Genomic DNA, 26,281 nt, shown 5'->3' on the forward strand with positions numbered 1-26,281 from the left:
TTTTATTTCCTTTTTTGTGTCACTATAATGAATTTTAGCGCACTTTAGTTTCTTTGGTTTTTTGTGTGATGCCCGGACAGCTTTGACAAAAAGCTTCTTTTTGCTCTTTAGAGAAAGTTTTCACGCTCTCCCAAAAAGGAAAAGTTTGGCATTGTTTAGGGCGCACGCTATAAATCTGGCATTTTTTGGTTTCTAAATCCAAAAACACGCACGCCAAACCCAACTCTTTAGCGTCTTTTTCTAATAAAGAAAACTTATACCCCACCTTTTTAACGTATTTTTGACTGAATTCTTTTAGTTCTAATTTTAAAAAAGCACTAATTTGTTGCATTTCTTGGATATTCAAAAAAATATACCCGCTTTCCCCCACGCAACACTTTGCCCCACAACCCTCGCATGCCTTAGGATTAAAACTAAAATCAAAATCTTGCATTAAACTACCCCTATCCTATTGGAGATCAATACTCACGCTAAATTGCACCAACAGCCCTTCATCATCTTTAGAAATTTTTAAGGGCAATTGGCTTTGAGCGCTCGGTAAATACTTGTTAAGCAAGGTGAAAAAAAGATAGGTTTTTTCCAATTCGCTCGCTCTGGCCATGATAAAAAACTGGGTTTTTTGAAGAGGGTTTTGAGAGAGCAAGGGTTTGATTTTATAGGCATCAAAACATTTTTTTAAAATCTTTTCTAAAATCCGCCTGGACTCTTCATCATTAAAAATCTTTAATAAGGATTCGCTGGTTTCTTTTTGATTGCGATAGTTCGCTAGGGCTGTTTCAAAATGCCTTTGCGCGTATTCTAAAACGCTTTTTTTACGATTTTCTTCTAAAAGGATTTTTTTTAATTCCAGCATGCTAGGCCATAGAAAATACTCGGTATTGAGCCAACCCAATAAGGAAAAAACCCCTAAAAAAATGAGGTTTTTAATGATAAACCCTACATCGCCTGATTGTTCTCTGTCTAAGTGTGAAAAATGCAATGGCTTCATTTAATAGACTCCGGGTTTTTTATCAGTAAGGAATTAGAAAAGTTGGTGGAAACAAAATTAAACCACCCATCGCTTAAAGGGAAAAATTCCGCCCTAGAATAATCAAACATGGGGTTTAGTTTGTTTTGAAACAAAAAATAAAAGGCTTCTTTAGAAGGGGTTTTACCACTAACCACCACGCTTTGCTGGTCTATTTCAATGCTATTAATAGTGATGGAATCCGGCACAATATTCAAAAGCCCTTGCAAAACATCTCGTATATCATCGTTATAATTCAAACGCTTTTTGGCTTCTTTAATGAGTTTTAAGGTTTCATCAGTCTTAACCTGTAAGCGGCTGATTTCATGGCGGTAGAGCCTTTCTTGGATCGTCAAACTGGACGCATTGTCTTGAGTGCTTTTAATAGCGTTATGCATAAACCACACTAACCCCCCTATTACCACAAAAGATAAAAAAATGTAAAAAACCCAAATTTTAGAAAGCTTGCTGATAAGGTATTTCGCTCTTGGCTCAATATAGCTAAAACGCATGCTTTTCATTCTCCATGCACGCTAAAATGTTCAAGCGCTCCACTAAAGAAAAATCAAGCCTATCCACTTCTATCATCAAAGTTTCTTGCAAATGCATTAACGCTTTGTGGTGGATTTGACAGCTGTCTAAAACAACCACCTTTTCTACAAAGTCTATCTCTCTAGAATGATAGACGCTGCGCAATCCCTCTTGCAAAACATCTGCAATTAAGGGGATATTCGTCATGCCTTCAATCAAACTATAAGCGTCCTCTGTTATTTTTTCGCTATTATCCTCACTGCTGTCTAGGCCTATCGCTTCTTCAAGGCTGTCAATATCTTCTTGGATTTCACTCAAAAACAAATTCACAGTCTCATTATCCATTCCCATAGAATCTTCTTCTTTGCTCTCTACAAACTGTTCAGGTTGTTCTTCTAAAAACACGGATTTGGCTAAAAAAATCTCTTTTTTATCCGCAATCAAAAAATAAAATCTTGAACGCTCCAAAAGCAAATACAACAACGGCTTATTTTCTAAATTATCGCGCACAAAATCATAAATAAGGCTAAAAGGCGAAAACAAAAAATCCACATCCTGGATTTTAAAACGCTTGAAATCCTTTAAAAAATCCTTAGATTCCACATAAACGCAATACTTTTGATTGACTTCGCAAGCATGATAATCTTGATTTTCTTGTTTGATTTGTTCAAACGCCTGCTTTTCGCATAAAACCTCTTTAGCCTTACTCATCGCGCTAAAATAAGTGTAGGGGTATTTTTGGCTATAAGTTCTGGCGATTTTTAAGGCTTGAATGGGGACTTCACCATTTTTAGTCTCCACTTTAGTCTCAAAAGTTTTAAAAAATTTCTCTTTAATGCGGTGGTTTTTAACCCTTAAAATTTGAGCGGATAAAAGATTGTGATCCACATTAAAAGAGATATACACTTGAGAGCAAAACCTCTCTTTAAACGCTTTTTTTAACCCCTTAAGCACCCAAACCCCTTTGAGGTTCTTCAAACCCAACAGAATCCATGCGCGTCTTTAAATATTCTTTAGCCTTTGAAAGCTCCCATTCCTTAGGGATGATCACAGGTTCTAGCATGTAATAGCGTACTTCGCTAAAAGGCTTAGGGATTTCAAATTGATCCCAAGTGTTCAACCGCCATGCGTTTTTACAAACCACCCGACAAGCGCTAATCCCCACGCCTGATTTTTGAGCTAAAGCGATCACCCCATCCGCTATGCTGTGTCGTGGGCCTTTAGGGCCATCAGGAGTGATAGCGACATCGCAACCTTCTTTCAATCGTTTAAGCCCCTCTATCAAAACCTTAACCCCCCCTTTTTTGCTAGAGCCTCTAATGTTTTTAAAACCAAAGCTTTCAAACAAACCAGCCGCAATAGATCCGTCAAAATGCTGGCTTGCGATCACATAAACAGAAGGTTTTTCAAGCCTTAAATACGCAAATCCGATCATGCCAAGCTCCCCATGCCAACAGCTTACAATAAAGGGTTTTTCTTTTAAATTTTGAGCTAAAAAATAGCGGTTTTTACAAGTTTTATGCAACAACCAAAGGACTCCAAACGCCAAACGAGGGACAATCTTTAAAACGATATTTTTCCTGAAAAATTTTAAGCTCAATTCTCGCCTTTAAACCCGCTCTTCATTGGTTATTTTGATTAGTTGCCTTTAATGGCCGCTATCAAGCGCCCTTTGGAATGAGAAATAATCTCCACTTTTACAAGCTCGCCCGGATTTCTTTTTTCCTTACAAGTTACTTCAATGAATTTCCCCGTATCGCTGCGCCCTTCAAAACCCACGATTTGATTATCCATTTCACGCCTATTTTCCACCAACACCACATGCGTTTTACCCACTTCCAACTTGGCTTTTTCTTCTAAAATTTCTTTGTGCCTGTTTTGCAACCTCTCCAACCTTGAAGATGAAACTTCTAACGGCACTCTTTCTTTCCAAGCTCCCGCTTCAGTGAAAGGGCGTGGGGAATAAATGAAACTATAGAGCGTGTCAAAGCGCACTTTTTCTAGCACCTCCATCGTGTCTTCAAAATCCTTATCGCTCTCATTAGGAAAGCCCACGATAATATCCGTGCTGATGCCCACTTCAGGCACTAAAGCTTTTAACCTCTCCACCCGATTTAAAAACCACTCTTTACTATAACCTCTTCGCATCATCTTTAACACCGCGCTAGATCCGCTCTGTAAGGGCATGTGGATACTCTTGCACACTTTAGGGTTTTTGGCAAAGCGTTCTAAAAATTCATCATTCATGTGCAAGGGGTGAGGCGAAGTGAATCGTATCCTTTCAATGCCTGAAATTTCGCTCAATTTATCCAACAAATCGCTAAAATTAACTTTCGCATGCTCGCTGCTAAAACGCACGCCATAATTATTCACATTCTGCCCTAAAAGCATGATCTCTTTAGTGCCGTTATTCGCCAATTTCTCAGCTTCTTTTAAAATCAAATCCATAGGGATAGAAATTTCTTTCCCCCTAGTGTGCGGGACAATGCAATAAGCACATTTCTTATCGCAACCTATAGAGATGTTTAATAGCGATCGGATTTGAGCCTTTTTTTCAAAAAATTCAAACGCATACGCGCTTTCATCATAATCAATCGCCACTTCAACGGCCTTTTCTTTATGGATCACTTGAGAGATTTTAGACACATTCCTAGCCCCTAACACAAAGCTCACGCTTGGGGCTTTTTTCAAAATATCCGCTCCCATGTGGCTTGCAGTGCACCCGCAAACCCCGATTTTGGCGTTGGGTTTTTTGATTTTAGCGAATTGCCCGATTTCTGAAAACAATTTCCTTTCAGGCTTTTCGCGCACGCTGCAAGTGTTGATTAAAATCAAATCCGCCATTTTAGGGTCGCTAGTCTCTTTATAATCCAGTTTGGATAGTTCGCTTAGTAGATGCTCGCTATCCCTAGAATTCATCGCACAACCCATGGTTTCAATATAAACTTTCAATACAAGCCTTTAAATAATGTGCAATTCATAAAGAAAATCTTTTTCATCAGTGCTGACCCTCACCTCATCTAAATAAGCCGTATGGCCTTTTTCTTTGAAAAAATCCACCGCTTTGAGCATGTCTTTGTGGGCGTTTGTGGGGGCAAAATAGAAAATAGAACGCTTGTCTTCACTGAATTTGTGGTACAAATCCTCCAATTCCACGCTCTTAGCGTCTGATTTTCTCGTATTCTTGGCTAAAACTAATTTCATTGACTCTTTCCTTAATTGATTTAAATTTCCCATTTTAACGCATTCTGTCTTTAAAACAAATTAGATCACCCTTTTCCCCCCTAAAAACAAGCGCTCCACTTCTTTAGCATGCAATAAAAATTGCAAGATCGCTTGCTCTTTAGTGAATTTTTCATTAAAACCAAACACGCTCAAATCCGCCCTTTTGTTGGCTTCTATCTCGCCATTATTCAAAGCTAAAGCTTTAGCCCCATGCCTAGTCGCCCCTAAAAGAGCGATCTTGGCTAATTCTAATAACGGCATGTTATGGGTGAGCAAGAACGCCCTTAATTCGTCTAAAAGGCTCAGCGAAATGTTAGAACTCAAGCCATCAGTGGCCACGCTCACGCTCAAACCGGCTTCTTTAGCTCTCTCTAAATCCAACGCTTTCCCGCTCAACAAGCGGTTAGAAAAGGGGCATGTGATTAAAAAAGCGTTTTTGACTTGAGATTTAATCCTTTTTAACGCTTCTAAAGAAGCGAACTGGTTATGCACGAATAAAGTGTGCGTGTCTTCAAACATGTCAATGTAATCGTTCGCGCCCTTATAGAGCGATTTGAAATGAGACTCCTTTAAAAAATGCTGGTAAAAATTTTCAAACCACCCTTTAGAATTTTCCACCCATTCTAACTCTTCAAACGATTCTAAAAAATGCGTAGAAAGCAGGCTTTGTGAATCTTTGGCCAATTGGATCACGCTTAAAGCCATGTCTTTTTGGACCGAATAAGGGGCATGCACAGCCAAAGCCGCTTTAAGTTTTTTATCTTCTAAATCTTTTAATTCTTTAAATTTTATCTCAAACGCTTTTAATTTTTCTAAAGAATAGCTGCTCCCTAAAAACTCTAAAAACACGACAGCACTCAAGGGGCTTTCTTTTAACAGATTAACTTCTATCAAGTGGTTAGAAATCGCCCCCACGCTCCCCACCCCGCTTTTTAATTGCACGCTGATAGCGTTTTGAATAGCCCCTTGGCAATTTTCTAAAATCGCCCCCCCATTGTTCAACACGCTCCCTAACCAGCCAGAAAAACTCCCGTAATCAAAACTCGCCTTGTTGTTGGAAAATTCAAAATGGGTGTGCGCGTTGATAAAAGCGGGCAACAGAACGGAATTTTCAAAAAACTGCGCCTTTAAGTGGGGGTATTTAAGCGTTAAATTGTGATAATCGCCTATTTCAACAATCTTTTCATCAAAGACCACGCCGTAATCTTCTAACACTTCGCATTTTTCATTACACAAAAAAACTAAAGACGCTCCTACGATTTCTTGCATGCATTCTCCTTAATAAATGTGGTTTGCCCTTTTAAAATCATTCTTTGCACTTCGCCATGCAATTCCAAACCATAAAAGGGCGAATTTTGATTACTCACTCTTGTTTGAGCGTTTAGATCTACAATCATCAAATTGGCTAATTGGTTTTCTTTAACCTCGCCTGCATTGAGTTTTAAAAATCTCGCTTGATTGGTTGCCATGACTTTAATGAGCTGTTGGAAGCTGATAACCTTTTTTTGAACTAAAAAAGTATAAGCCACGCTAAAAGCGTCCTCTATGCTCTCACACCCAAAAGCGCTTTCTTCAAAAAGCTCTGCGTTAGAGTTTTTAAAAACATGAAGGCTTGTGAGCATGGCGATTTCGTTATTTTTTAGGGCTTCTTTTAGGGCGTTTTGACCTTCTTTATCCCTTAAAGGAGGGGCGATTTTAAATCGTGGCTCATAATCTTCATACACGCTCTCATCTAAGATCAAATGGCTTAAGGGCGTTTGGGCTTGTAATTTCGCTCCTAAATCGTTAAAGGCTTTGATGAGTTTGATCGTGGTGATACTATTCACTTTATCTAAAAGCATGGGGATTTGTAACGCTCTAGAAACTTCCATGAAACGCACCAAGCGCGTGTTTTCAAACGCGTTGTCTACAAAATTTTGCCCCAATTCATAGGCTAATGCCCCGCTATTTAGGGTTTCAAAAGAATTTTCTAAAGAGACTAAAAGAGGCAAGTTGTAGGATTTGGCATAGTGGCTGATGAGTTCTAAAAAAGCGTCAGATGGCGCAATTAAAATTTCCCCCCCTTTATTTTTAAGCGTAGCGATGTCGGCTAGTTGGTTGTTTTTGAGCGCCATGATATTTTTAATATCGCTTTGATCGCCATTAAAAACATTGAGTAACCCCACCCCCCCTTTAAAAGCCTTTTGTTTTAAATTTTCATAACCCTCTAAATCAGTAACGCTCAAATCAATGAAGCTTGGCAGCACGAATAAATCCCTGCACTCAATCACTTCTTCATTATTAATAGGGCTTAAGTTTTCTTTAATCTCTATAATGAGAGAATCTTTTAAGCGGATGTCCGCTCTTTTTAAAACTTCATCATCATAAAACGAAGCGTTTTTTAACAGCATCAAACCCTCCTATTTTTGCAAGAAGTTAGTCAAGCTTTCTAAAGAATTTGTCATGATCAATATTCCCATTAAAATAAGCACCAACCCTGAAACAATCTCAATCGCGCGGTTGTATTTCTTTAAGGATTTTAAAAACAAAAGCGCTCTTTCTAGCATTAAAGCCACCAATAAAAAAGGGATCGCCAAGCCCATTACAAACACCACCATAAGGATTAAACCATAAGTATCCTTACTCGCGCTCATGATCACAATAGAAGTGAATATCGGCCCGATGCATGGCGTCCAGCCCAAAGCGAAACTCATGCCCAAAAGAAAGGGGTAAAAGCGCTGCATGCTATTAGATTTGCTCGCTAAACGAACGCTTTGAGTTTTATACAAAAATGAAAAACGAAACACGCCTAAAAAATGCAAACCAAAAAGGATCACAATCCCCCCAGCGATATAATTCACCCAAGCAAACGAAAAGCTATGGATAAGCTTGGCCATAGACATGCCCACGCCCAAAAACACGAGCGAAAACCCTACCACAAACATCAAGGATTTTAAAAAAACCGAAACCCTTTTAGCCTTACCATCTTTAATATCCTCTAAAGAAATTTGAGAAATATAAGACATATACGCCGGGATCAAAGGCAACACGCAAGGGCTTAAAAAAGTTAAAATCCCAGCTAGAAGCGAAGTTAAAAGAGGCGCTGTGTCAAAGAGATTAACAAGCGTGTTATCAAACATCATTCAATCCTTTTTTAAAAATAATCATTTCTTAATATTTTTTAGGATAACCAAACTTCACTTAATCTTAGGCACAATCTCGTTATTTTCTACCACAAACGCCACGCTGCCATTCTCTTTAATTTTATCCTCTAAAATGAGTTCAGCGAGCTTGTCTTCTACCATTTCATAGAGCGCGCGTTTTAGGGGTCTAGCGCCATAAAATCTGTCAAACCCCGCTTCGGCGATCAATTCTTTTGCTTTTTCGTCTAGGGTTATATTAATGCCCCTTTCAAGCGCTTTTTTTTGAATGTTTTCAAAGAGTATCCCCACGATATTAATGACAGCATGACTATCTAGGGCGTTAAAGGAGATGATTTCATCTAAGCGGTTTAAAAATTCCGGCTTGAAAAATTGCCTCAAGCTCTCTTTAATCGCTTTTTGTTTGTCGGCTTCACTCAAATCTTCTTCTAAAAGCGCGCCGCTAGCCACATTGCTGGTTAAAATCAAAATCGTGTTTTTGAAATCCACTCTCACGCCCTTACTATCGGTTAAATGCCCTTCATCTAAAACCTGCAACAAGAGATTAAACACATCCGGATGGGCTTTTTCCACTTCATCTAACAGCACCACGCTATAAGGCTTTCTGCGCACCGCTTCGGTTAATTGCCCGCCTTCTTCATAGCCCACATACCCAGGAGCGGCCCCAATGAGACGGCTGATAGCGTGCTTTTCCATGTATTCGCTCATGTCAATTCTTATAAGATTTTTATCGCTATCAAACAAGAATTGCGCCAAGGCTTTAGCGCTCTCGGTTTTACCCACGCCTGTTGGCCCTAAAAAGAGGAAACTCCCTATGGGTTTATTGCTATCGCTAAGGCCGGCCTTATTCCTTTTAATCGCTTTAGCGATCGCTTTGAGCGCTTTTTCTTGCCCTACCACCCTTTTTTGCAATTCGCTTTCAATGTTTAAAACCCTATTTTTTTCGCTTTGGAGCATTTTTTGGACCGGGATGTGCGTCCATTGGCTCACGATCTCAGCGATGTTGTTTTCGGTTAAAGCGTTTTGCAATAACGCCCCGTTTTGCTGCATCGCTTCCCATTTATGCTGCAATTCTTTTTCTTTCTTTTCCTTTTCAGGGATTTTAGAGTATTCAATTTCAGCCGCTTGCTGGTAATCCCCATTGCGTTTAAACCTTTCAGCCTCTTTTTTCAAGCCCTCCATTTCCATTTTCAAGCGTGAAATTTCTTTGAACACTTCTTTTTCGTTTTCAAATTGCGCTTCTAATTGGATTTTTTCTTCTTTCAAATCGCTCAATTCTTTAAGGATTTCTTGCATGCGTTTGGCATTGCTCTCTTTGTTTTCCATTTCAAGGGCTTGTTTTTCCATTTCTAGTCTTTGAATGGAGCGCTTCACGCTGGAGAGTTTGGCCGGTTCTGATTCCATTTGCATTTTTAATTGAGCCGCCCCCTCATCAATCAAATCAATCGCTTTATCGGGTAAAAACCTATCGGTGATATAACGGCTGGAGAGTTTGGCGCTCGCTATGAGCGCGGAGTCATTGATGGTGATATTATGGTGCGTTTCTAAAGTTTCTTTTAACCCCCTTAAAATCTGTAAAGCTTCATTGATGCTAGGCTCATTGAGTAAAATGGGTTGGAAACGCCTTTGTAACGCCATGTCTTTTTCAAAATACTTGCGGTATTCTTTTAGAGTGGTCGCTCCAATCGTGTGCAATTCCCCCCTAGCGAGCGCGGGTTTTAAAATATTCGCCGCATCCATGCCCCCCTCACTAGCCCCAGCCCCTACAATCGTGTGGATTTCATCAATGAATAAAATCACATTCGCGCTTTTTTTAACTTCTTCAATCACCTTTTTCAGGCGCTCTTCAAACTCGCCTCTGTATTTCGCCCCAGCCACCAATAAGCTCAAATCTAAAGCGATAACTCGTTTGTTTAAAAGCGTTTTAGGCACTTCCTTATTCACAATGCGTTGGGCTAACCCTTCCACAACCGCCGTTTTCCCCACTCCAGGCTCGCCCAGTAAAATAGGGTTATTTTTTGTTTTTCTTATCAAAATTTGCATCATGCGAATGATTTCTTCATCTCTTCCGATCACGGGATCCAGCTTATTTTCTAGGGCTTTTTGCGTCAAATCAATGCCAAATTTTTCTAAACTTTCCAAATTGGAATCGTCGTTTTTATCCTGAATAGTCCTGCCTTTTCTTAAAGATTCTAAAGTTTTTTGCAATTCCTTAGTGTCTAAATAAGGTTTTAAAACGCTTTCAAAAAGGCTCATGTTCGCCAAAAGATACACATCGGTAGCGATAAAAGAATCGCCCGTTTTAGCCATCAAACCTTGAGCGTTTTCTAAACTTTGGATTAGAGCTTGGTTTAATTGGATATTTTGCTTGCTGATTTGTGAGACTTTAGCGAACTTATTCAGCTCACTTTGAACGCTAAGTTTTAAAGCTTCAATATCCACAGGCATTTTTTGTAAGGCTTGAAGGAGAATGCCTTGGGAATTATTAAGCATGGCAAAAAGCATGTGCATGGGCGTTACTTCAGCGTTTTTGTGGTGTAAAGCTAAAGCGAGCGCGCTGTCTAAAGCCTCATGCAATTGGTCAGTCATTTTTTCAAATAAATTCATTATCAATCCTTTTTGAGTTTTAAAATCTTTACTATTTTACACTATTTTAACCCTCAAAGGTTTTTAAAACGCTCACACTAATGACAAACTCTCTAAAATACGCTTTTTAGACAACTCGCAATATTCTTTTTCAATCTCTAAACCCACGCTAAAACGCCCTAAAGCGTTGGCCTCTAAAATAGTCGTGCCAGAGCCGCTAAAGGGATCAAAAATCGTGTCTTCTAAAAAAGAAAACAATTGGATGCAACGCCTGGGTAATTCCCTTGGGAATGGGGCTGGGTGCTTTAAGCGCTTTTTAGACTCTCCGCTAAAATTCCAAAGCCCGTTCGTGTAGAGCAAAAATTCCTCTCTACTCATTGTAGAAGTTTGTTTTTGGCGTTTGTATTCGTTTTTATAAAAAACAACGATCAACTCCACAGGAGCGATCGCATAAGGCGCGCTAGCTTGCAGCCAACTCCCCCAAGCCGTGCGTCTTGAAATATTGCTTTCATTCCAAATGATCGTATTTTGGTATTTCCAACCGCATTCTTTAGCCACTATAATAATATCAGCCCCCAAACTTTGCTTGCCGTGTTTATTCGTATCTAAAGGGACATTCAAGCACAATCTCGCCTGTTCCTTACCCCAAAAATAACAATTTTTAAGCCAATTTTTACACCAATTCAAATAATCATCATAAGCCCTAAAATCATCACTCCCTTGATATTCAATACTCAAATTATAGGGCGGTGAAGTGATACACAAATCATAAAAACCTTTTTCAAAAGTCTCTAAAACGCTGACATCGCCATGGTATAAATCCAATTTTTCTAAACTGAAATAAGGTTTCATAAAAGCCTTTTTAAATCTTCTAATAAATTCTCTATGCCCTTAATTTTAGGGCTTTGATCAAAATGGCTTTTGGCTAAATAGAGGCCGTCTAATTCATGCTCCATGACGATCCTAGCCTTTTTAGGTTTGCCTTTAAAACTGATCTCATCATCGTTATCCGGTGTTATCATGAAAACTTTAATATGAGAAGTTACAGGCGATTGTAAAAGTTTTAATTTCCAGTAAGGCGTTTCTGTGAAACGCTCTCTAAACGAATTTTTTACCGATAAAATCGCTAGGATTTTGATAGTATCCTTGTTGGTTTGATAAAGAATTATATCTCCATCAGGTAAGACGCTATACTCTCCAAAATGCACCAATAAAGCCCGTTTGACTTTATCTAATTCGCCATTAATGCGCTTAGCCCTTAAGGTTTTATCGTTCGTCATTTTGACATTGTTTTTAATACAAAAATCTTTTAATAAAAGTTCTATGATTTTTTCTAACGCTCTTCCAACCGCGCTGACAAAGCCTTGTCTGGCCAAAATGCTGGCCTCTTCTTTGCTTTTATTTTGCTTGATATAATCGTTCATTTTATGATTCAAAAAGCGTTCTTTTTCTTGCGCATAAAAAACCTGTAAAAACTTGTAAGGCTCAGGGTATTCTCTCACAAAATCTTTAAAACGCTCTAAAATAATATCGGCTAAACTCAATCCAAACACCTTAATCAACAGGAATCAATCAAATTATAATACAAAACTTTTTGATAATGGCTGGTGTTTAAACAAGCTTATAATAAAAATGAAATTTAAATTTTAGATATTCTGCTTAAAAGTATTGCTAATGAATCATATATTTTCACTAAAATAATATTGAAAGAATTTAATCAAAGGGCTAGATATGCAATTTTTAAATCAATCTTTGGGATTTTTTAATAAAGGGCACTTTGAACCCATTGACAGAAACTTCATTACAGAAAGCTATCAAGCACTAAAGCCAATTGAAGAAATTCAAAATAAATACAATAAACATGACAACGATTCATTTTTGAATGAATTGAGAGATAGCATGGTGGCTTTATATTTAGATTATGATCTCATCAATACCCAAAAGCATGGCCTTGATGCTAAAAGAAGTTCAAGCGATGAATTTTTAGAAATCAAACAAGTATCTTTTCAAAGTAAAACTTGGAGTGCGACTTTTAATGACACCACTTTAGAAAAAGCCAAAGTTTTTTGCGATATTAAAACGACTTTAGCCGTGGGTGTTTGGAATAATATTTCTAATCTTTTATTCATTGTTTATGGAAAGCACCCTGAAATGGGATTGTATTTAGAGCAAAAAGTAAAAGAGTGTCATAATGAGAGCAGGCGTTCAACTCAAACGATAGGAATTAGTAAATTAATCAAGGAATTTAATTTTAAAATGAAACCCATTGATTCAAAAGAACAAGAGCTTATCAATCTTTTTAATCTTAAATTTGGTCATTTTTCTTGGGAAAACCATCTTGCATAAAGTTTTTATCATGGAAGCTTTGGAGTGTTTGAAAAGGATAGAAAAAGAAAGCATCCAAACGATCTATATAGATCCCCCTTATAACACCAAGAGTTCTAACTTTGAATATGAAGACGCTCATGCTGACTATGAAAAATGGATTAAAGAACATTTGATTTTAGCAAAGGCTGCGTTAAAACAAAGTGGTTGTATTTTTATTTCTATAGACGATAATAAAATGGCTGAAGTTAAAATCATTGCCAATGAAATTTTTGGAACGCGCAATTTTTTAGGCACTTTTATCACCAAACAAGCCACAAGATCTAACGCTAAACACATCAACATTACCCATGAGTATGTTTTAAGCTACGCCAAAAATAAAGCGTTCGCTCCTGGTTTTAAAATCTTACGAACGCTTTTGCCCATTTATGCTAAACCATTAAAAGATTTAATGCGAACGATTAAGAATGTTTTTAGACAAAAAGGACAAGCTCAAGCCCAACTTGTCTTAAAAGAACAAATCAAAGAATTATCCCAAAAAGAACATTTTAATTTTTTAAAAAATTATAATTTAGTGGATGAAAAAGGTGAGATTTATTTCGCTAAAGATTTATCCACGCCTTCAAACCCACGCAGTGTAGCGATAGAAGAAATCAATCTTTTTTTAGAACCCTTAAAAAGCAGAGGGTGGAGCAGCGATGAAAAGCTTAAGGATTTATATTATCAAAACAGACTTATTTTTAAGAATAATCGCCCTTATGAAAAATATTACCTAAAAGAATCGCAAGATAATTGTTTGAGCGTGTTGGATTTTTATAGCCGACAAGGCACAAAAGATTTAGAAAAATTAGGCTTAAAGGGGCTTTTTAAGACGCCAAAACCTGTAGGATTGATTAAATATTTATTGTTATGCTCCACCCCTAAAGATTCTATTATTTTAGATTTTTTTGCAGGCAGCGGGACAACAGCGCAAGCGGTTATAGAAGTTAATAAGGATTATTGTTTGAATTGGTCTTTTTATTTGTGTCAAAAAGAAGAAAAAATTAAAAATAACCCGCAAGCTGTTAGCATTTTAAAAAACAAGGGGTATCAAAACACGATTTCAAACATCATGCTGTTGCGTTTAGAAAAGATCATCAAAAGAAGTGAATACGAAATCTTAAAAACAAAATCTATTTTATTCTAAATATTATTTTTCAAACCCCTACACCCTATCCACGCCCAAAATTTCAGCGCTCGCTCTGGCTTTTTCATTATTCAATTCAATTTTATCGCCCCTTTTTAATGCCTCTAATTCTACCGCTTGATTATTTTTACTCACCAACGCCCCGAATTGGGGTAATTTCAAATTGGCGTAAGCGAGTTTGAGGGCGTTTTCTAGCTTGTTTAAGCACTCTGTTTTAGTTTGTAAAAAAGGGCTTGTTAATGTTTGAATAGAGATTTTTTCTAAAAGCGTTTTTTTAAAGCGCAAAAATTCTAGGGTTTTATTTTCTAAAGCGATTGTTAGTTTCTCTAGTTTTAAAGCGTTTAAATGGTGCTTGTTTTCAAAACTCAATCGTTTCAAAGAAGCCGCTAAATGCTCTAAATGCGCCTTTTTTTGATGGAGCAAAATTTTAAACGAGCGATGCAATTTCACATTAAACCCATCAAGTCTTTGCAACCATTCATCGCTATTAGGGAGCAAAATCTCCATCGCGTTTGAAGGCGTAGAAGCCCTTAAATCCGCCACCAAATCGCTCAATAAAAAATCGCTCTCATGCCCAATAGCTGACATGCTGAAGGTTTTGGCCAAATACAGAGCATCAGCGATTTTTTCATCATTGAAAGAATACAAATCCTCCATGCTCCCCCCACCCCTAGCCACTACAATCGCATCAAAAGCGTTTTTTGTGTCATGAAAACTATCCGCATAAGCGATGCTCTCCACCACGCTTTGAACGCATCCTTCCCCTTGCATTAAAGTGTTGATACAGACTAATTCACACATCGGCCATCGTTTGGAAGCGATCTTTTTCATGTCCGCCCAAGCGGCTGAATTTTGAGAAGTGATGACTGCCACTCGTTTAGGAAAATGCGGTTTGGGTAATTTATTTTCTTTATCAAAATAGCCTTTAAGGCGTAATTTTTCTTTCAATTGCTCTAAAGCTAAAGTTAATGAACCTATGTCTTTAGGCTCTATTTCAAAGCAATTGATTTGATAATCCCCCCTTGGAACATACACGCTAACACCCCCAAAAACAACCACTTCCTGCCCTTCTTTTAAAGCGAATTTGAGCCTGTTAGCGTTCCCTTTAAACAGCACGCATTTAATAACCGACTGGCTGTCTTTGAGCGAAAAATACGCATGGCCGCTCACCTTGTGGATAGTCAAATTACTCACTTCCCCTTGAACCCTAACTTGCAAAAAAGTCGCTTCTAAAAGGGCTTTGATTTGCGCGTTGATTTCGCTCACGCTCAATACATGCATCAACTCCCCCTTTTATAGCAAACGAGTGATGTCATTGAAAAGCCCTAAAAACATGACAAAAACCAAAAACCCCACCCCCGCTAGCCACAACGCATTTTGTATGGGCGTTGGCAAAGCGATATGAAAAATATTTTTAAAAACGACCCCTAGCATTTGCGCCCCATCTAAGGCGGGGATGGGTAGTAAATTTAAAATCCCTAAATTGATAGACAAAAACGCCCCAAACAACAAAAGCATGCTCACACTATTGGCATGGCTTAACGCCCCCACAATGCCTACCACCCCACTCAATTCTTTAACTGAAGCACTCCCCATAATCAAACGCCTTAAAGAATCCACAATTAAAACAACGCCCTCTTTAAACCGGCTCAAAGCCTTTTCAAACGCTTGAAACACGGAATAAGAGACAACGCCCATTTTTTGCATGTCCGGTTTAATGCCTATTATTTTATACTTGATGATTTCATTAGGATCATTAGATTCGCTTATTACCGCCACGATTTTGGGGGTCAGGCGTTTTTCTAAAATCCGGTTGTTTCGCTCTATTTCTAAAATCAACTCGCCTTGAGAACGCGCCACTACGCTTCTAATCTCTCTAAAACTCGCTATTTTTTGATGGTTGATAGAAAGGATTTTATCCCCCTTTAACAGTCCGGCCTCTAGCGCGTTTTTTTCTAAACCGCCAATGACGGGCAGTAAGACTTTTTCCCCGCTCAATGCCAGAAAAAAATACACTAAAACCGCAAAAAGAAAATTAAAAAACGCCCCCCCAAATAGTATCCATAGCTTTTGGAAAGGGCTTTTTTGCGCGTAGCTATCATTTGCTTGATTAGTTTCATTTTCTTCATTTTCTTCTTTATCCATGCCCTTTAATTTCACATAGCCCCCAAGCGGGATCAAAGACAGAGCGAATTGCGTGCCAAAAAGCTTGAAAAACCAGAGTTTTTTACCAAAACCAATGCTAAAAACTTCCACCTTGACCCCACAAATCCTAGCGATAATAAAATGCCCTAACTCATGGACAAAGATTAAAAACGCCAGCATCAAAACCGCTATAATGAACATCATACCCCTGCAGGCTCTTTGGTGTTAGGATCTTTTATCATCGGCTCTTTTAAAGGCGTGGGCGCTATAGGGGGCGCGGATGCTGGTGTAGGCTCTGTGGTTTTTTGGCTTTCTTTATTTTCTTTATTTTCTTTTGGGGGTTTTTGCCACAACTCTGTCAAAGCCGCCGCTTTTTTAGGATCCATTTTGGCTAGAATCTTACCTAATTCTTGGGGTTTTAGCGCCATTAAAATTTCTAAGGCGTTTTGAGTGGGTAGATTTTCTAAAATCAGAGCCGATTTAGAATCTTTCATTTTAGAATAAGTCTCGCTAATCTTGCTATCTTTAGCCTGCTTGATTTCTCTTAAAATTTCTTCGTTTTCTTCTATCAAATTTTTAAGGCGTTTTTTTTCTTCAGCTTGTAAGGTTTTAAAGGCTTCTTCTTTAGCGGCTAAATTTTTCAGTTTTTCTTCCACTTCTTTTTCTTTTTGGTTCAACAAATCGGTTTTTTCATCTAAAAGGCGGGCGTTTTCGGTTTGCAAGATCCTTAAAGACTGCTCTTTTTCGCTCAATCGGCGCAAATCGTCTTTTAATTCGGCTTTTTTAGATTCAAAAATCGCAGAGCATTGCAACAATTCTTGCGCGGCTTCTTCGCTAAAGAGCGCTTGTAAAATCAAGCCCATTAACAAGATTTTACGCATGCAAGCCCTCTTTTTGCCAGTGTAAAATCATGGCGTTTTCGTCCAAAAGAGCCTGCTCTTTTTTTTCCAAAATTTCCTTTTCTTTTTGCTTTTCCTTTTCTAAAATGATTTTAGCTTTTTCTAATTCCTGGTTAGCCAAAAGATAATCTTTTTCTAAAATTTTTAAATCCTTAGTTAAATTCTCGCCCTCTTGTTGGTAATATTCTATCTCCATTCTTAGAGCACTTTTTAATTGCTGGGTTTGTAAAAAAAGGCTCATTCCCCCCAATTCAGGGTTTTTAAACGCGCTCAATTGGGCTTGTTTGTTCAAAATTTCTCGCTCCTTTTGTTGCAACTCTAAACGCTTGCTTTCAAGCTTTTGCTCTATTTTTTCTAACGCAAGGGTTTTTAATTGCACCAATACAGAAGCGAATTTTTTCATAGAAAAATCGTGTCTTCTCTTTCAGGGCTTGTAGAAATAAGGCCAATTTTTACCCCCACTTCTTTTTCAATAAAACGGATATACTCTCTAGCGTTTGGCTCTAAATCGTCTAATTTTCTCACGCCTACGCTTTTTTCCCAGCCTTTAAAAGTTTGATAAATAGGCATGCAATCTTTCAAATCGCTAGGGAAAGCCTCTAATCTTTCGCCCTTTCTTTCATAAGCCACGCACACTTTAATCGCATCAATCCCATCTAAAACATCTAATTTCATTAAAGCTAATTGCGTGCAACCATTCAAAGCGCAAGCGTATTTTAAAGCCACCAAATCCAACCACCCGCAACGCCTTGGGCGCTTGGTTGTCGTGCCAAACTCCGCGCCTTTAGTCCTTAAATGATCGCCCATGGGTGTAGAATCTTCGCTAGGGAAAGGCCCGTTCCCCACACGAGTACAATACGCTTTCGTGATGCCTATCACTTCATTGATCGCTTTAGGGTTTAAGCCAGTGCTCACGCAAGCGCTAGCGCTCGTGGTGTTAGAGCTTGTTACAAAAGGGTAAGTCCCTAAATCAATGTCTAAAAGCGTGCCTTGCGCCCCTTCTAATAGGATTTTTTCACCCTTTTGGTTCGCTTCTATCAGCATGCTTGTCGTGTCTTTGATAAAGGGGCGAATTTTTGGAGCGTAAGCTTTAAAATACTCCCTCAAATCCTTTTCGTAATCCTCGCCCAAATCATACGCTTTTTTAAAAGGTTCAATGGCTTTGAAATGCGCTTTTAGTTTCTCTTCTAATATGGTATCGTCTAATAAATCCCCCATTCTTATCCCGCTCCTGGCCATTTTATCCTCATAGCAAGGGCCTATGCCTTTTTTAGTCGTGCCGATGTTTTGAGACTTTTCTTTAAAAGCGTCTTTTTTGGCATGATAAGGCAAGATCACATGGGCTCTGTCGCTGATAAACAAACGATTTTCTAAATCCTCAAACGCGCTGATTTCTTCGCACAAATCCTTAACGCTCACGACCACCGCGCTAGAAATGATGTTCTTGCATTTGGGGTATAAAACCCCTGAAGGCATTAAATGCAAAGAATGCTTAACCCCCTTATGCACAATGGTATGCCCCGCATTATGCCCGCCCTGATAGCGCACCACAAAGTCATAATCTTTAGCGATCCTATCAACAATTTTTCCCTTCCCCTCATCTCCCCACTGGATCCCCACAACGACATCTGCCATAAAATATTATCCTTAAAACAAAGTAGATTGGATGGTTTAAAAGCTTGTTAGAATACCAAAAAAAAGTAAAGAGCCTCTTTATAAGCCCTAAAAAGAGCTTAAAAACCTATCGTGTAATTGATATAGAACGCATACAAACGCCTGTAATCCACATCAGCCCCGTTCGCTTTCAAATACCTTTGATTGATAGCCGGGATTTTCACGCCAAATTCCATACCATGCTGAATGCTTTGAGACGCGCTCAAAAACCGGCGGTGCATGGTGCTGGCAAAATGAGCCCTTAAGCCCAAATTAAACAAAAATTGGAAATTCGTGGGAGTGGGGTATTCTTTAAACGAGTTTTCAATTTGACCTCTTAAAGAGCTATCCCAAGTGTTACCCGCTATTTGAATGCCTCCAAACACCCCCACATTCAAGGACTGATCGCTAAAAACCCTTCTAAAGATATTCCATAAAAAGTCCGTGCCAGCGCCATAAGTAAAGATATTCGCTTTAACAGCGCTATTAAGACTGCCCAATTGCGTAAAGCCGTAATCAAAGAAAGCGTAGTATCGTAAGCCTATATTCTTCTTGCTCCCAAAAAATTGCTTATAGCCCATTTGAATGCCAAAGCCATTAATAACCCCATGCTGAGAGCTTGTGCCTGGCCCAAATTGGGGCAAGTAAGGCTCATCGTAATTATTCAGCATCCCTCCTAGCTGTTTTAGATTCTCTTGGTAAGTAGCGATTCGATCCGAGATGGTTTTCACATCCTTTTGAAGCATTGATTGAAGCATCGATCCTGCACCACCGCTATTCTTCAAGCTTTCTGCGATCTGACCCAGCTTTGCTGAAGAAGTGTCATTAAAAAGCTGCATTTGGGCTAATAGCCCTTTTAAAAACACCGAATTGCTATCCAGATTCACTCTTGTAAGCGCGTTTAAAAGCGCCACACTCTCAGTGGCTAAGAGACTGAATTCATTTTGAGAACCATAGAGAACTTTTATAATCCCTACATATTCAGGAACGACTCCATTATTGCCGCCATTATTACTATTATTAACCAAGTTATACAGCACATTACTCAAATACACTTGCAAGGCTTGAACGCTATAAGCGTTTTTATTCGCTTCAAAGCGTTGCTCAATTTGGGGGAGTATTTTTTTAAACTGGGTTAACTCTGCGTTGTTGTTGCCAACAGTTGTATTGGTATTGACAATTTGGTTGCCTATCCCTAAAAGAGCGTCCATGGTCGTGTTTGTCGCTAAGGCTAAAAGCCCATTACCCCCTGCCATACCCACGCCCACTTGGCGGAAATCATCAATGACATTATTCCTTAGGGTGCTGCCTTTGTTATTGATATTTTGTTGCGCGCCACCGATTTGATAGCCCACTCCCATATAAAAGCCATCGTCTTCAGCTAACGCCATGCTTAAAGGAAGGCTAAAAAGCAGAGCGGTTTTTAAAAGTCCTTTTTTGAGTGCGTGGTATTGACCTTTTTTCATTCTTGTATTCTTTATCTCTTTTGTATTGGTATTTTTCATCAAGAGCCTTCCTTAAAAACCGACTGAATAGCCCACATAGAAGCTAAAATTCCTCATATAGCTTGCGCTTGAGCCTTGGGTTGCAAAATATTTATGAGCGATAACAGGGATTTTCACCCCAAATTCTATCCCTTGGTCCAGCCTGTGCCTATTGAAATTGGTTTTTGCAAAGTTGGTGCGCACGCCCAAATCAAACAAGAATTGGAACGAACTGGACTTGACATCAGGCCTTTGCCCGCTCAACAAGTTCGTTACATTCGTGCTCCAAGTTTGCCCTGCAATTTGAGCGCCAAAGAAAAGACCGATTGTAGTCCTTTCCCTCCTTCTAGAGCGTTCATACACATTGTATAAAAAATCCGTTCCTACCCCATAAGTAACGAGATTCGCTCCCACTTTTAAATTCGTATCGCCAAAATTCGCATAGCCATAATCCAAAAACCCATAATACCTTAAGCCAACATTTTTCTTATGGGTGAAAAATTGTTTATAGCCCATCTTAGCCCCAAAGCCGTTCATGCTCGCTGACTGATAATCTTTGAGCGAAAAGAGGTTAGGGATATAAGAAATCTTATAAAGAGAACTAGCCGAAGATTCAAACTGACCCAAACTCGCGTTAATAATGTTTATGACTCTATCTAGCCCTTTCTTATAGATAAGCTGATTCCCACTAAAACAAGACGATACACTGTTGCAGATATTTTTTTCAATAAAACTCCCTAACCTCAAAGTCTCACGATCCAAAGAAATCCCGCTCTTAATCAAAGCGTTGATCTCGCTAACCGTAGAATCAGCCCCTATCAAGCCCGTTTGCGAAGAAAAATTTTGCATGCCTGTGGCAATATCGCCCACGCTCACGCCATTATACGCTCCATTAGTCCCGCCCGCGCCTAAAAGCATGACTTTCATAATATTTTCGTATAGCTGTTCGTTATTGTTTTGTTGGATTTTGCTCAAATCCACTTGCCCTAAAGCTAAAACGATGTTTTGAGCCACTAAGAGCATGCTATCAGTGATACCGATTTGTTCTTTCCCTACATCCACCACCAAAGGCTTAATGACACCCTGACTAGCGTATTGTTGAGATAGATCTAATAGTTTTCCTAAAATCCCTAGAGATTTCTCTAAATTGACTAAGGCTTGGTTTGATGGTCCGTTTTGTGGTTGCACGTTTGGTTGTGATGGTTGCGCATTATTTTTCAGGCTTTCACGCAAAAGAGTTGCTGTTTTATTCCCTAAAATATCCAAGTAGTAGGATAAGGGAATGGCAGAAGTTTGCAACCTCACAGCCCCATCTCTGATTAACTGCTTTAATTCTTGTGCTTGAGTGAATCCTGGATTTTTCAATTCCTGTCTGGCCAAACTCGTTTGGTAATCAATGACAAAAAACGCCCCATCTTCTTCAGCGTTGCACAAAGACATGCTCGCTAGTAAGGAAAGAGCGATCGTTTTTTTAAAGGAGTGGTTTTTCAAAAGTATCCTTTTTGCTTTGATAAGTGATTTTACTTAATCCATAAAAGAAACTTTCTAATTTTAAGATAATCATTCTTAATTTGCTATTAAGTGTTTCAAAAAAGCATCAAATTGACATCTTTTAAGCAAAATGTTATAATGCTCGCTTAATTTTATTTGGGGTGTTAGCTCAGTTGGGAGAGCGCAACGCTGGCAGCGTTGAGGTCAGGGGTTCGAACCCCCTACACTCCACCATTATTACGCTTATCCTCTTTCTTTTTTATGGATCAAACCCATTTTCTTGCTAGTATTACCCATAATTAATTATAATCTTAGGAATTGTTTTTCATCAAGGGAGTTTGAGCGTGAGCAGTTTGTTTAAAATGCGTATTCTTAGTTTTAAAAAGAATAGGCGGGCGGTGTTTTCACTCTATCTTTTTATCGCTTTATTAGCGCTTTCTCTTTTAGCCCCCTTGTGGGTCAATGATCGCCCCTTATTCATCTATAAAGACAATAAGGCGTATTTCCCCATGTTTAAAAACTATGCGGAAGTGGAGTTTGGAGGCGATTTTTTCACCCCTACGGACTATAACGATCCTTATGTGAAAAACACGCTTCTAAAAGACGCTTTCATCATCCATGCGCTCATCCCCTATAGCTACGATACGATCATTATGGATTTAGACTCGCCTGCCCCTAATCCTCCAAGCTTCAAACACCTTTTAGGCACAGACGATCAAGCCAGAGATGTGTTAGCCAGGCTGGTTTATGGCTATCGGGTTTCGTTAGTGTTTGGGATTTTACTCACCCTTCTTAGCGTTCTTATTGGCGTGAGTTTGGGGGCGTTTCAGGGGTATTATGGAGGGCTAGTGGATTTAGTGGGGCAAAGGTTGAGCGAGATTTGGAGCGCGATTCCTATGCTTTTTTTACTCATTGTGATTTCTAGCGCATTTAATTCTAATTTTTGGATCATTTTATTTTTGGTCTTGCTCTTTAGCTGGATGGGGCTTTCTCAAGTCGTGCGCACGGAGTTTTTAAAAGCAAGGAATATGGACTACACCAAAGCCGCTAGAGCGCTTGGGGTGAATGATTTAAAAATCATTTTCTACCATGTTTTACCCAACGCTTTAGTAGCGACGATCACTTATGTGCCGTTTTTAATGGCAGCTAGCATTTCCACTTTAGTGTCTTTGGATTTTTTGGGTTTTGGCATGCCTATAGGGAGCGCGAGTCTAGGCGAATTAGTCAATCAAGGCAAGGATAACCTCACTACGCCGCATTTAGCGGTTGTAGCGTTTGTAGCCATTAGCTTGTTGCTTTCTGTTTTGGTGTTCATTGGCGAAGGGGTGCGCGATGCTTTCAACGCTAACATGCTCAAATAAGGGGGTTACATGCTAGAAATCAAAAATTTAAACTGCGTTTTAAACGCGCATTTTTCGCTCCAAAACATCAATATTTCGTTAAATCCTAGCGAAAGGGTGGCGATCGTGGGCGAGAGCGGGAGCGGGAAAAGCTCTATCGCTAATCTCATCATGCGTTTAAACCCTAGATTCAAGCCTCATAATGGCGAAATTCTGTTTGAAACAACCAATCTTTTAAAGGAAAGCGAAGCGTTTATGCAGCATTTAAGGGGTAATGCCATAGCCTACATCGCTCAAGACCCCCTATCCAGCCTAAACCCCTTGCATAAAATCGGCAAACAAATGAGTGAAGCCTATTTTTTACACCATAAAAACGCTTCTCAAACGCTCCTTAAAGAACAAGTTTTAAACGCCATGAAACAAGTCCAATTGGATGAAAAATTTTTGGATCGTTACCCTTATGAATTGAGCGGAGGGCAACGCCAAAGGGTGTGTATCGCTATGGGCATTATTAATGCGCCCAAATTGCTCATTTGCGATGAGCCTACCACCGCGCTAGATGCACAAATCCAAAACCAGATTTTAGACTTGCTCAAGCAATTGAGCGCGGAAAAAAACATCGCCCTTTTATTCATTAGCCATGATTTAAAAGCGGTCAAACGCTTGGCTGATAGGGTTTATGTGTTAAAAAAAGGCGAGATAGTAGAAACCAATTTGACTAAAGAGCTTTTTAATGACCCCAAGCACGAATATTCAAAACTCTTGATTCAAGCTTCAAACTTGCCCGCTAAAAACTTAAAAGCACTAGATGAGACGCTTTTAGAGGTGAAGGATTTTAGCGTTTATTACTTGCAAAAACGCTTTTTTAGGCCTTCTTTAAAAAAGCCCCTTATCGCATCAGTCAATTTTTCCCTCAAAGCCAAAGAAAACATCGGTATCATTGGCGAAAGCGGGAGCGGGAAAAGCTCTCTAGCGTTGGGGCTTTTAAAACTCGCTTTAAATAGCGGAGAAGAAAAGATTTTAGGCCAAAGCGTGGGGCTTTTAAATTCTAAAGCGTTCAAACCCTACCGCAAGATCTTGCAAATGGTGTTTCAAGACCCTTACGCATCATTAAACCCTCGCTTAAGCATTCAAAGCATTTTAACAGAAGCTTTGCGCTTTGCTTACCCTAAAGCTTCCAAAGAAGAATGGCACCATCTCGCAAAACTTTGTTTAGAAGAAGTGTGTTTAAACCATGAATTGCTTAATTTTTACGCTTATGAGCTCAGTGGAGGGGAACGCCAAAGAGTAGCGATCGCTAGAGCGATTGCCTTAAAACCTAAAATCATTCTTTTAGATGAGCCCACTTCTGCTTTAGACAAAAGCATTCAAAAAAGCGTGTTGGAATTATTGTTGGATTTACAAGAAAAGCAGGATTTGAGCTATTTGTTTATCAGCCATGATTTAGATGTGATCAAAGCGTTTTGCGATAAGGTGTTAGTGATAAGTGAGGGGAAAGTCGTAGAAATGGGCGCTATTAAAGAGGTGTTTGATAACCCCAAACACGCTTATACGAAGCGTTTGTTAGAATCCAGGCTTTAAAAGCTTTATTTTAAAATTTATGCCTTTAAGCGTTTTTAATCGCTTTTTTCTACAAACAAAACAAAGAAACTTGATAGGGGGCTGTTTTTGAATAAGGGTAGTTGTCAATAAAGAATGAAAAGACCTTGGATTCTTCAGGCAAAATCTTTTCTTTAAAAGTTTTTTCATAGCTTTTTTTGACAAACCATTTAAAAGCATGCTCTTCTACAAAATTGTGAGGGTTTTTAAGGACTTCTAGGCGTAAAACGCATTTGTTTAGACTGAATTTGGAATGGTTTTTGACTCCCACTTGCAAAGAAAAGGCGTTGCTATAACTTAAAGGGTTAGCGTGTAAGATGCGTGTTTCTATGGGGTAAATCGCTTGAGTGAGTAAAACCTTCAAAACAAAAGGCATGCTTAAAAACGCGCCCAAAAAAGTTGCTGCCGCTAGATAGCTAGCCCAGCGGTTTCTCAAAAGCAGAGCCAAAAGGAGCAAAATCGCGCAAAAAAGGATTAAAACGCTCGCTATTAAAACGCTAATTAAAGTCGCTTGGCTTAAAAATCCCTTAAAAGACTCCAAAAAAGCTTGGATAAAGGCAAGAGACGCCATGCGTTTTTAAGGCTCTTTAGTCTCGGCAATACTAGATTTAACCTTGCTTTTAGTGTCAATCCAAATATTAGGCACAGCCCCGCCTGGAGTGAGCATGATTTGAGCGTTATTATTCGTTTTTAACGCTTCATTAAACTGGCCTTGAACTTCAATTTGGCGCAGTCTTAAAAGCTTGTCGCTCAAGCTTTGTGAAATGCTTAAATTAGCTTGAGATTTTGCCTTAGCCTCAATCACGATCGCATCAGCCACGCCCTGAGCCTTAATCCTGTTAGCGTCCGCTTCCCCTTTAGCCAGAGCGGCTTGTTTTTGAGCTTCTTGCTTGGAGCGCTCCACCTCGTATTTCACCCTTTCTGATTCTTGGCGCGCGATTTGGACTTTTTCAATTTGCTCTTTAATCTTAGCGGGCAAGACGATCTCTCGCAACTGGATAGAGCTTAATTCCACAGGGGTGTTGGGGAGCTTAGAAACTTCTTTATTGATACCGCTATTGATCAAAGCGGCGATTTCATTGCGCTTAATGGGTAAATCTTCGGCCGGGTAGCGCCCCACGACAGATCGCACCACATCGCGCACCACAGGGTTGATGATTTTTTGCTCCCAAGATAAGCCATAAGTAGCGATCGTTTGGGGGGTGGTTTGAGGGTTTAGGCGGTATTGCACGGTGAGTTCAATAGAAACGGTCAAGCCCCTACTATCCATCACATTAATAGCGTCGTTTCTAAAAATCCCTTGGTTTTTACCCGCCACGCCCATGTCTTCGGTGCGTGAAAAATTGATATTCCTGATCCTTGTATCCACAATGAGGATGTCTTGAATGATAGGCACAAAAAAGTGGATTCCTGGCTGTAAGGGGGTGGGTTCGTATTTCCCGGCGGTGATTTTAATGCCAATTTCTCCTGAGCTAATCACTTCAAAAGGCTTGGCCAAAAAAGCGATAACGCCTAAAAGGACAATGACGATTAAAACCGATAGTTTTTTAGAATTAAAAGAGTTAGACGGCGGAATGAAACGCCCTCCATTATTAGGCGTGTTGGGCGTTGGGGTTTCTCTTTGAGGATTTTTCTTTTTTAAATGTTCGTTCAAATCAATGGGCATGAATT

The 26,281-nt window shown here is 39.2% G+C and carries 26 protein-coding genes and 1 tRNA gene; 5 read left to right on the plus strand and 22 right to left on the minus strand.

Annotation, left to right across the window (positions count from 1 at the left end):
• Window positions 1–34: 34 nt before the first annotated feature.
• From H7N67_RS03925 to H7N67_RS03985, 13 genes are all read right to left on the minus strand, one after another.
• Window positions 35–433: a YkgJ family cysteine cluster protein gene (locus H7N67_RS03925; protein WP_127984912.1), complete on the minus strand. Its 399-nt coding sequence runs from the start codon at window positions 431–433 to the stop codon at window positions 35–37.
• A gap of 15 nt (window positions 434–448) precedes the next feature.
• On the minus strand, window positions 449–988 hold the full coding sequence (locus H7N67_RS03930; protein WP_147806165.1) for a hypothetical protein: 540 nt from the start codon (window positions 986–988) through the stop codon (window positions 449–451).
• Window positions 985–1,518 carry a hypothetical protein gene (locus H7N67_RS03935; RefSeq protein WP_001212813.1) on the minus strand — a complete coding sequence of 178 codons (534 nt, stop codon included), beginning with the start codon at window positions 1,516–1,518 and terminating at the stop codon, window positions 985–987. Before H7N67_RS03935 ends, H7N67_RS03930 begins: the two co-directional genes overlap by 4 nt.
• Window positions 1,508–2,491, minus strand: a complete 984-nt coding sequence (locus tag H7N67_RS03940; protein ID WP_187939121.1) for a hypothetical protein — start codon at window positions 2,489–2,491, stop codon at window positions 1,508–1,510. Before H7N67_RS03940 ends, H7N67_RS03935 begins: the two co-directional genes overlap by 11 nt.
• A complete protein-coding gene (locus tag H7N67_RS03945) occupies window positions 2,484–3,137 on the minus strand; it encodes a lysophospholipid acyltransferase family protein (RefSeq protein WP_187939122.1) in 654 nt (217 codons plus the stop codon). Before H7N67_RS03945 ends, H7N67_RS03940 begins: the two co-directional genes overlap by 8 nt.
• A 38-nt stretch (window positions 3,138–3,175) precedes the next feature.
• Window positions 3,176–4,489: a tRNA (N6-isopentenyl adenosine(37)-C2)-methylthiotransferase MiaB gene (gene miaB, locus H7N67_RS03950; protein WP_187939123.1), complete on the minus strand. Its 1,314-nt coding sequence runs from the start codon at window positions 4,487–4,489 to the stop codon at window positions 3,176–3,178.
• Window positions 4,490–4,498: 9 nt separating this feature from the next.
• Entirely contained in the window at window positions 4,499–4,741 is a 243-nt protein-coding gene (locus tag H7N67_RS03955) for a nuclease (protein WP_000780044.1), read from the minus strand.
• A gap of 60 nt (window positions 4,742–4,801) precedes the next feature.
• Window positions 4,802–6,031: an aminofutalosine deaminase family hydrolase gene (gene mqnF / locus H7N67_RS03960; RefSeq protein ID WP_187939124.1), complete on the minus strand. Its 1,230-nt coding sequence runs from the start codon at window positions 6,029–6,031 to the stop codon at window positions 4,802–4,804.
• Window positions 6,016–7,152, minus strand: coding sequence for an amidohydrolase family protein (locus H7N67_RS03965; RefSeq protein ID WP_187939125.1), 1,137 nt, complete (start codon window positions 7,150–7,152; stop codon window positions 6,016–6,018). The genes mqnF and H7N67_RS03965 overlap by 16 nt, the downstream gene beginning before the upstream one ends.
• A gap of 9 nt (window positions 7,153–7,161) precedes the next feature.
• Window positions 7,162–7,881: a cytochrome c biogenesis protein CcdA gene (locus H7N67_RS03970; protein ID WP_187939126.1), complete on the minus strand. Its 720-nt coding sequence runs from the start codon at window positions 7,879–7,881 to the stop codon at window positions 7,162–7,164.
• 57 nt (window positions 7,882–7,938) lie between these two features.
• Window positions 7,939–10,509, minus strand: coding sequence for an ATP-dependent Clp protease ATP-binding subunit (locus H7N67_RS03975; RefSeq protein ID WP_187939127.1), 2,571 nt, complete (start codon window positions 10,507–10,509; stop codon window positions 7,939–7,941).
• Between the two features lie 72 nt (window positions 10,510–10,581).
• Window positions 10,582–11,340 carry a DNA-methyltransferase gene (locus H7N67_RS03980; RefSeq protein WP_187939128.1) on the minus strand — a complete coding sequence of 253 codons (759 nt, stop codon included), beginning with the start codon at window positions 11,338–11,340 and terminating at the stop codon, window positions 10,582–10,584.
• Window positions 11,337–12,032: a BsaWI family type II restriction enzyme gene (locus tag H7N67_RS03985; protein ID WP_187939129.1), complete on the minus strand. Its 696-nt coding sequence runs from the start codon at window positions 12,030–12,032 to the stop codon at window positions 11,337–11,339. Before H7N67_RS03985 ends, H7N67_RS03980 begins: the two co-directional genes overlap by 4 nt.
• 187 nt (window positions 12,033–12,219) lie before the next feature.
• Here H7N67_RS03985 and H7N67_RS03990 point away from each other — a divergent pair, with 187 nt between their 5' ends.
• Window positions 12,220–12,834 carry a hypothetical protein gene (locus H7N67_RS03990; RefSeq protein WP_001989211.1) on the plus strand — a complete coding sequence of 205 codons (615 nt, stop codon included), beginning with the start codon at window positions 12,220–12,222 and terminating at the stop codon, window positions 12,832–12,834.
• Window positions 12,835–12,844: 10 nt separating this feature from the next.
• Window positions 12,845–13,999: a DNA methyltransferase gene (locus H7N67_RS03995; protein WP_187939154.1), complete on the plus strand. Its 1,155-nt coding sequence runs from the start codon at window positions 12,845–12,847 to the stop codon at window positions 13,997–13,999.
• An 18-nt stretch (window positions 14,000–14,017) separates the two neighbouring features.
• Here the strand turns inward: H7N67_RS03995 and xseA are convergent, their stop codons facing one another.
• From xseA to hopF, 7 genes are all read right to left on the minus strand, one after another.
• On the minus strand, window positions 14,018–15,280 hold the full coding sequence (gene xseA / locus H7N67_RS04000; RefSeq protein WP_187939130.1) for an exodeoxyribonuclease VII large subunit: 1,263 nt from the start codon (window positions 15,278–15,280) through the stop codon (window positions 14,018–14,020).
• 12 nt (window positions 15,281–15,292) lie between these two features.
• Complete coding sequence (rseP, locus tag H7N67_RS04005; RefSeq protein WP_187939131.1) at window positions 15,293–16,348, minus strand: RIP metalloprotease RseP; 1,056 nt, start codon at window positions 16,346–16,348, stop codon at window positions 15,293–15,295.
• The gene (locus H7N67_RS04010; protein WP_187939132.1) at window positions 16,345–17,025 is read right to left on the minus strand and encodes a MotE family protein; all 681 of its coding nucleotides are present in this window, start codon (window positions 17,023–17,025) and stop codon (window positions 16,345–16,347) included. Before H7N67_RS04010 ends, rseP begins: the two co-directional genes overlap by 4 nt.
• On the minus strand, window positions 17,018–17,446 hold the full coding sequence (locus H7N67_RS04015; RefSeq protein WP_187939133.1) for a flagellar FliJ family protein: 429 nt from the start codon (window positions 17,444–17,446) through the stop codon (window positions 17,018–17,020). Before H7N67_RS04015 ends, H7N67_RS04010 begins: the two co-directional genes overlap by 8 nt.
• Entirely contained in the window at window positions 17,443–18,678 is a 1,236-nt protein-coding gene (gene purA / locus H7N67_RS04020; RefSeq protein ID WP_187939134.1) for an adenylosuccinate synthase, read from the minus strand. The genes H7N67_RS04015 and purA overlap by 4 nt, the downstream gene beginning before the upstream one ends.
• A gap of 98 nt (window positions 18,679–18,776) precedes the next feature.
• Entirely contained in the window at window positions 18,777–20,201 is a 1,425-nt protein-coding gene (gene hopG, locus H7N67_RS04025; RefSeq protein WP_187939135.1) for a Hop family outer membrane protein HopG, read from the minus strand.
• 12 nt (window positions 20,202–20,213) lie between these two features.
• Entirely contained in the window at window positions 20,214–21,671 is a 1,458-nt protein-coding gene (gene hopF, locus H7N67_RS04030; protein ID WP_187939136.1) for a Hop family outer membrane protein HopF, read from the minus strand.
• Between the two features lie 158 nt (window positions 21,672–21,829).
• Here hopF and H7N67_RS04035 point away from each other — a divergent pair.
• From H7N67_RS04035 to H7N67_RS04045, 3 genes are all read left to right on the plus strand, one after another.
• Window positions 21,830–21,905, plus strand: a tRNA-Ala gene (locus tag H7N67_RS04035).
• A 104-nt stretch (window positions 21,906–22,009) separates the two neighbouring features.
• The gene (locus H7N67_RS04040) at window positions 22,010–23,032 is read left to right on the plus strand and encodes an ABC transporter permease (protein WP_187939137.1); all 1,023 of its coding nucleotides are present in this window, start codon (window positions 22,010–22,012) and stop codon (window positions 23,030–23,032) included.
• 9 nt (window positions 23,033–23,041) lie between these two features.
• Window positions 23,042–24,592: a dipeptide ABC transporter ATP-binding protein gene (locus H7N67_RS04045; RefSeq protein WP_187939138.1), complete on the plus strand. Its 1,551-nt coding sequence runs from the start codon at window positions 23,042–23,044 to the stop codon at window positions 24,590–24,592.
• Between the two features lie 49 nt (window positions 24,593–24,641).
• Here H7N67_RS04045 and H7N67_RS04050 read toward each other — a convergent pair whose 3' ends face one another.
• Both H7N67_RS04050 and H7N67_RS04055 read right to left on the minus strand, forming a co-directional pair.
• Window positions 24,642–25,181, minus strand: a complete 540-nt coding sequence (locus H7N67_RS04050) for a DUF2393 domain-containing protein (RefSeq protein ID WP_187939139.1) — start codon at window positions 25,179–25,181, stop codon at window positions 24,642–24,644.
• Between the two features lie 6 nt (window positions 25,182–25,187).
• Window positions 25,188–26,276 (minus strand): prohibitin family protein, encoded by a 1,089-nt coding sequence (locus tag H7N67_RS04055; RefSeq protein WP_001121052.1) that lies wholly within the window; start codon window positions 26,274–26,276, stop codon window positions 25,188–25,190.
• Window positions 26,277–26,281 lie beyond the last annotated feature (5 nt).

It is taken from the genome of Helicobacter pylori, assembly GCF_014498195.1.
Classification (GTDB): Bacteria; Campylobacterota; Campylobacteria; order Campylobacterales; family Helicobacteraceae; genus Helicobacter; species Helicobacter pylori_DO.

Excerpts from the sequence above, each read along its gene's own strand:
- H7N67_RS03925 (WP_127984912.1), bottom strand. The coding sequence starts at position 433 with ATGCAAGATTTTGATTTTAGTTTTAATCCTAAGGCATGCGAGGGTTGT.
- H7N67_RS03930 (WP_147806165.1), bottom strand. The coding sequence starts at position 988 with ATGAAGCCATTGCATTTTTCACACTTAGACAGAGAACAATCAGGCGAT.
- H7N67_RS03935 (WP_001212813.1), bottom strand. The coding sequence starts at position 1,518 with ATGCGTTTTAGCTATATTGAGCCAAGAGCGAAATACCTTATCAGCAAG.
- H7N67_RS03955 (WP_000780044.1), bottom strand. The coding sequence starts at position 4,741 with ATGAAATTAGTTTTAGCCAAGAATACGAGAAAATCAGACGCTAAGAGC.
- mqnF (WP_187939124.1), bottom strand. The coding sequence starts at position 6,031 with ATGCAAGAAATCGTAGGAGCGTCTTTAGTTTTTTTGTGTAATGAAAAA.
- H7N67_RS03965 (WP_187939125.1), bottom strand. The coding sequence starts at position 7,152 with ATGCTGTTAAAAAACGCTTCGTTTTATGATGATGAAGTTTTAAAAAGA.
- H7N67_RS03970 (WP_187939126.1), bottom strand. The coding sequence starts at position 7,881 with ATGTTTGATAACACGCTTGTTAATCTCTTTGACACAGCGCCTCTTTTA.
- H7N67_RS03975 (WP_187939127.1), bottom strand. The coding sequence starts at position 10,509 with ATGAATTTATTTGAAAAAATGACTGACCAATTGCATGAGGCTTTAGAC.
- H7N67_RS03980 (WP_187939128.1), bottom strand. The coding sequence starts at position 11,340 with ATGAAACCTTATTTCAGTTTAGAAAAATTGGATTTATACCATGGCGAT.
- H7N67_RS03990 (WP_001989211.1), top strand. The coding sequence starts at position 12,220 with ATGCAATTTTTAAATCAATCTTTGGGATTTTTTAATAAAGGGCACTTT.
- H7N67_RS03995 (WP_187939154.1), top strand. The coding sequence starts at position 12,845 with ATGGAAGCTTTGGAGTGTTTGAAAAGGATAGAAAAAGAAAGCATCCAA.
- xseA (WP_187939130.1), bottom strand. The coding sequence starts at position 15,280 with ATGCATGTATTGAGCGTGAGCGAAATCAACGCGCAAATCAAAGCCCTT.
- rseP (WP_187939131.1), bottom strand. The coding sequence starts at position 16,348 with ATGATGTTCATTATAGCGGTTTTGATGCTGGCGTTTTTAATCTTTGTC.
- H7N67_RS04010 (WP_187939132.1), bottom strand. The coding sequence starts at position 17,025 with ATGCGTAAAATCTTGTTAATGGGCTTGATTTTACAAGCGCTCTTTAGC.
- H7N67_RS04015 (WP_187939133.1), bottom strand. The coding sequence starts at position 17,446 with ATGAAAAAATTCGCTTCTGTATTGGTGCAATTAAAAACCCTTGCGTTA.
- purA (WP_187939134.1), bottom strand. The coding sequence starts at position 18,678 with ATGGCAGATGTCGTTGTGGGGATCCAGTGGGGAGATGAGGGGAAGGGA.
- hopG (WP_187939135.1), bottom strand. The coding sequence starts at position 20,201 with ATGAAAAATACCAATACAAAAGAGATAAAGAATACAAGAATGAAAAAA.
- H7N67_RS04045 (WP_187939138.1), top strand. The coding sequence starts at position 23,042 with ATGCTAGAAATCAAAAATTTAAACTGCGTTTTAAACGCGCATTTTTCG.
- H7N67_RS04050 (WP_187939139.1), bottom strand. The coding sequence starts at position 25,181 with ATGGCGTCTCTTGCCTTTATCCAAGCTTTTTTGGAGTCTTTTAAGGGA.
- H7N67_RS04055 (WP_001121052.1), bottom strand. The coding sequence starts at position 26,276 with ATGCCCATTGATTTGAACGAACATTTAAAAAAGAAAAATCCTCAAAGA.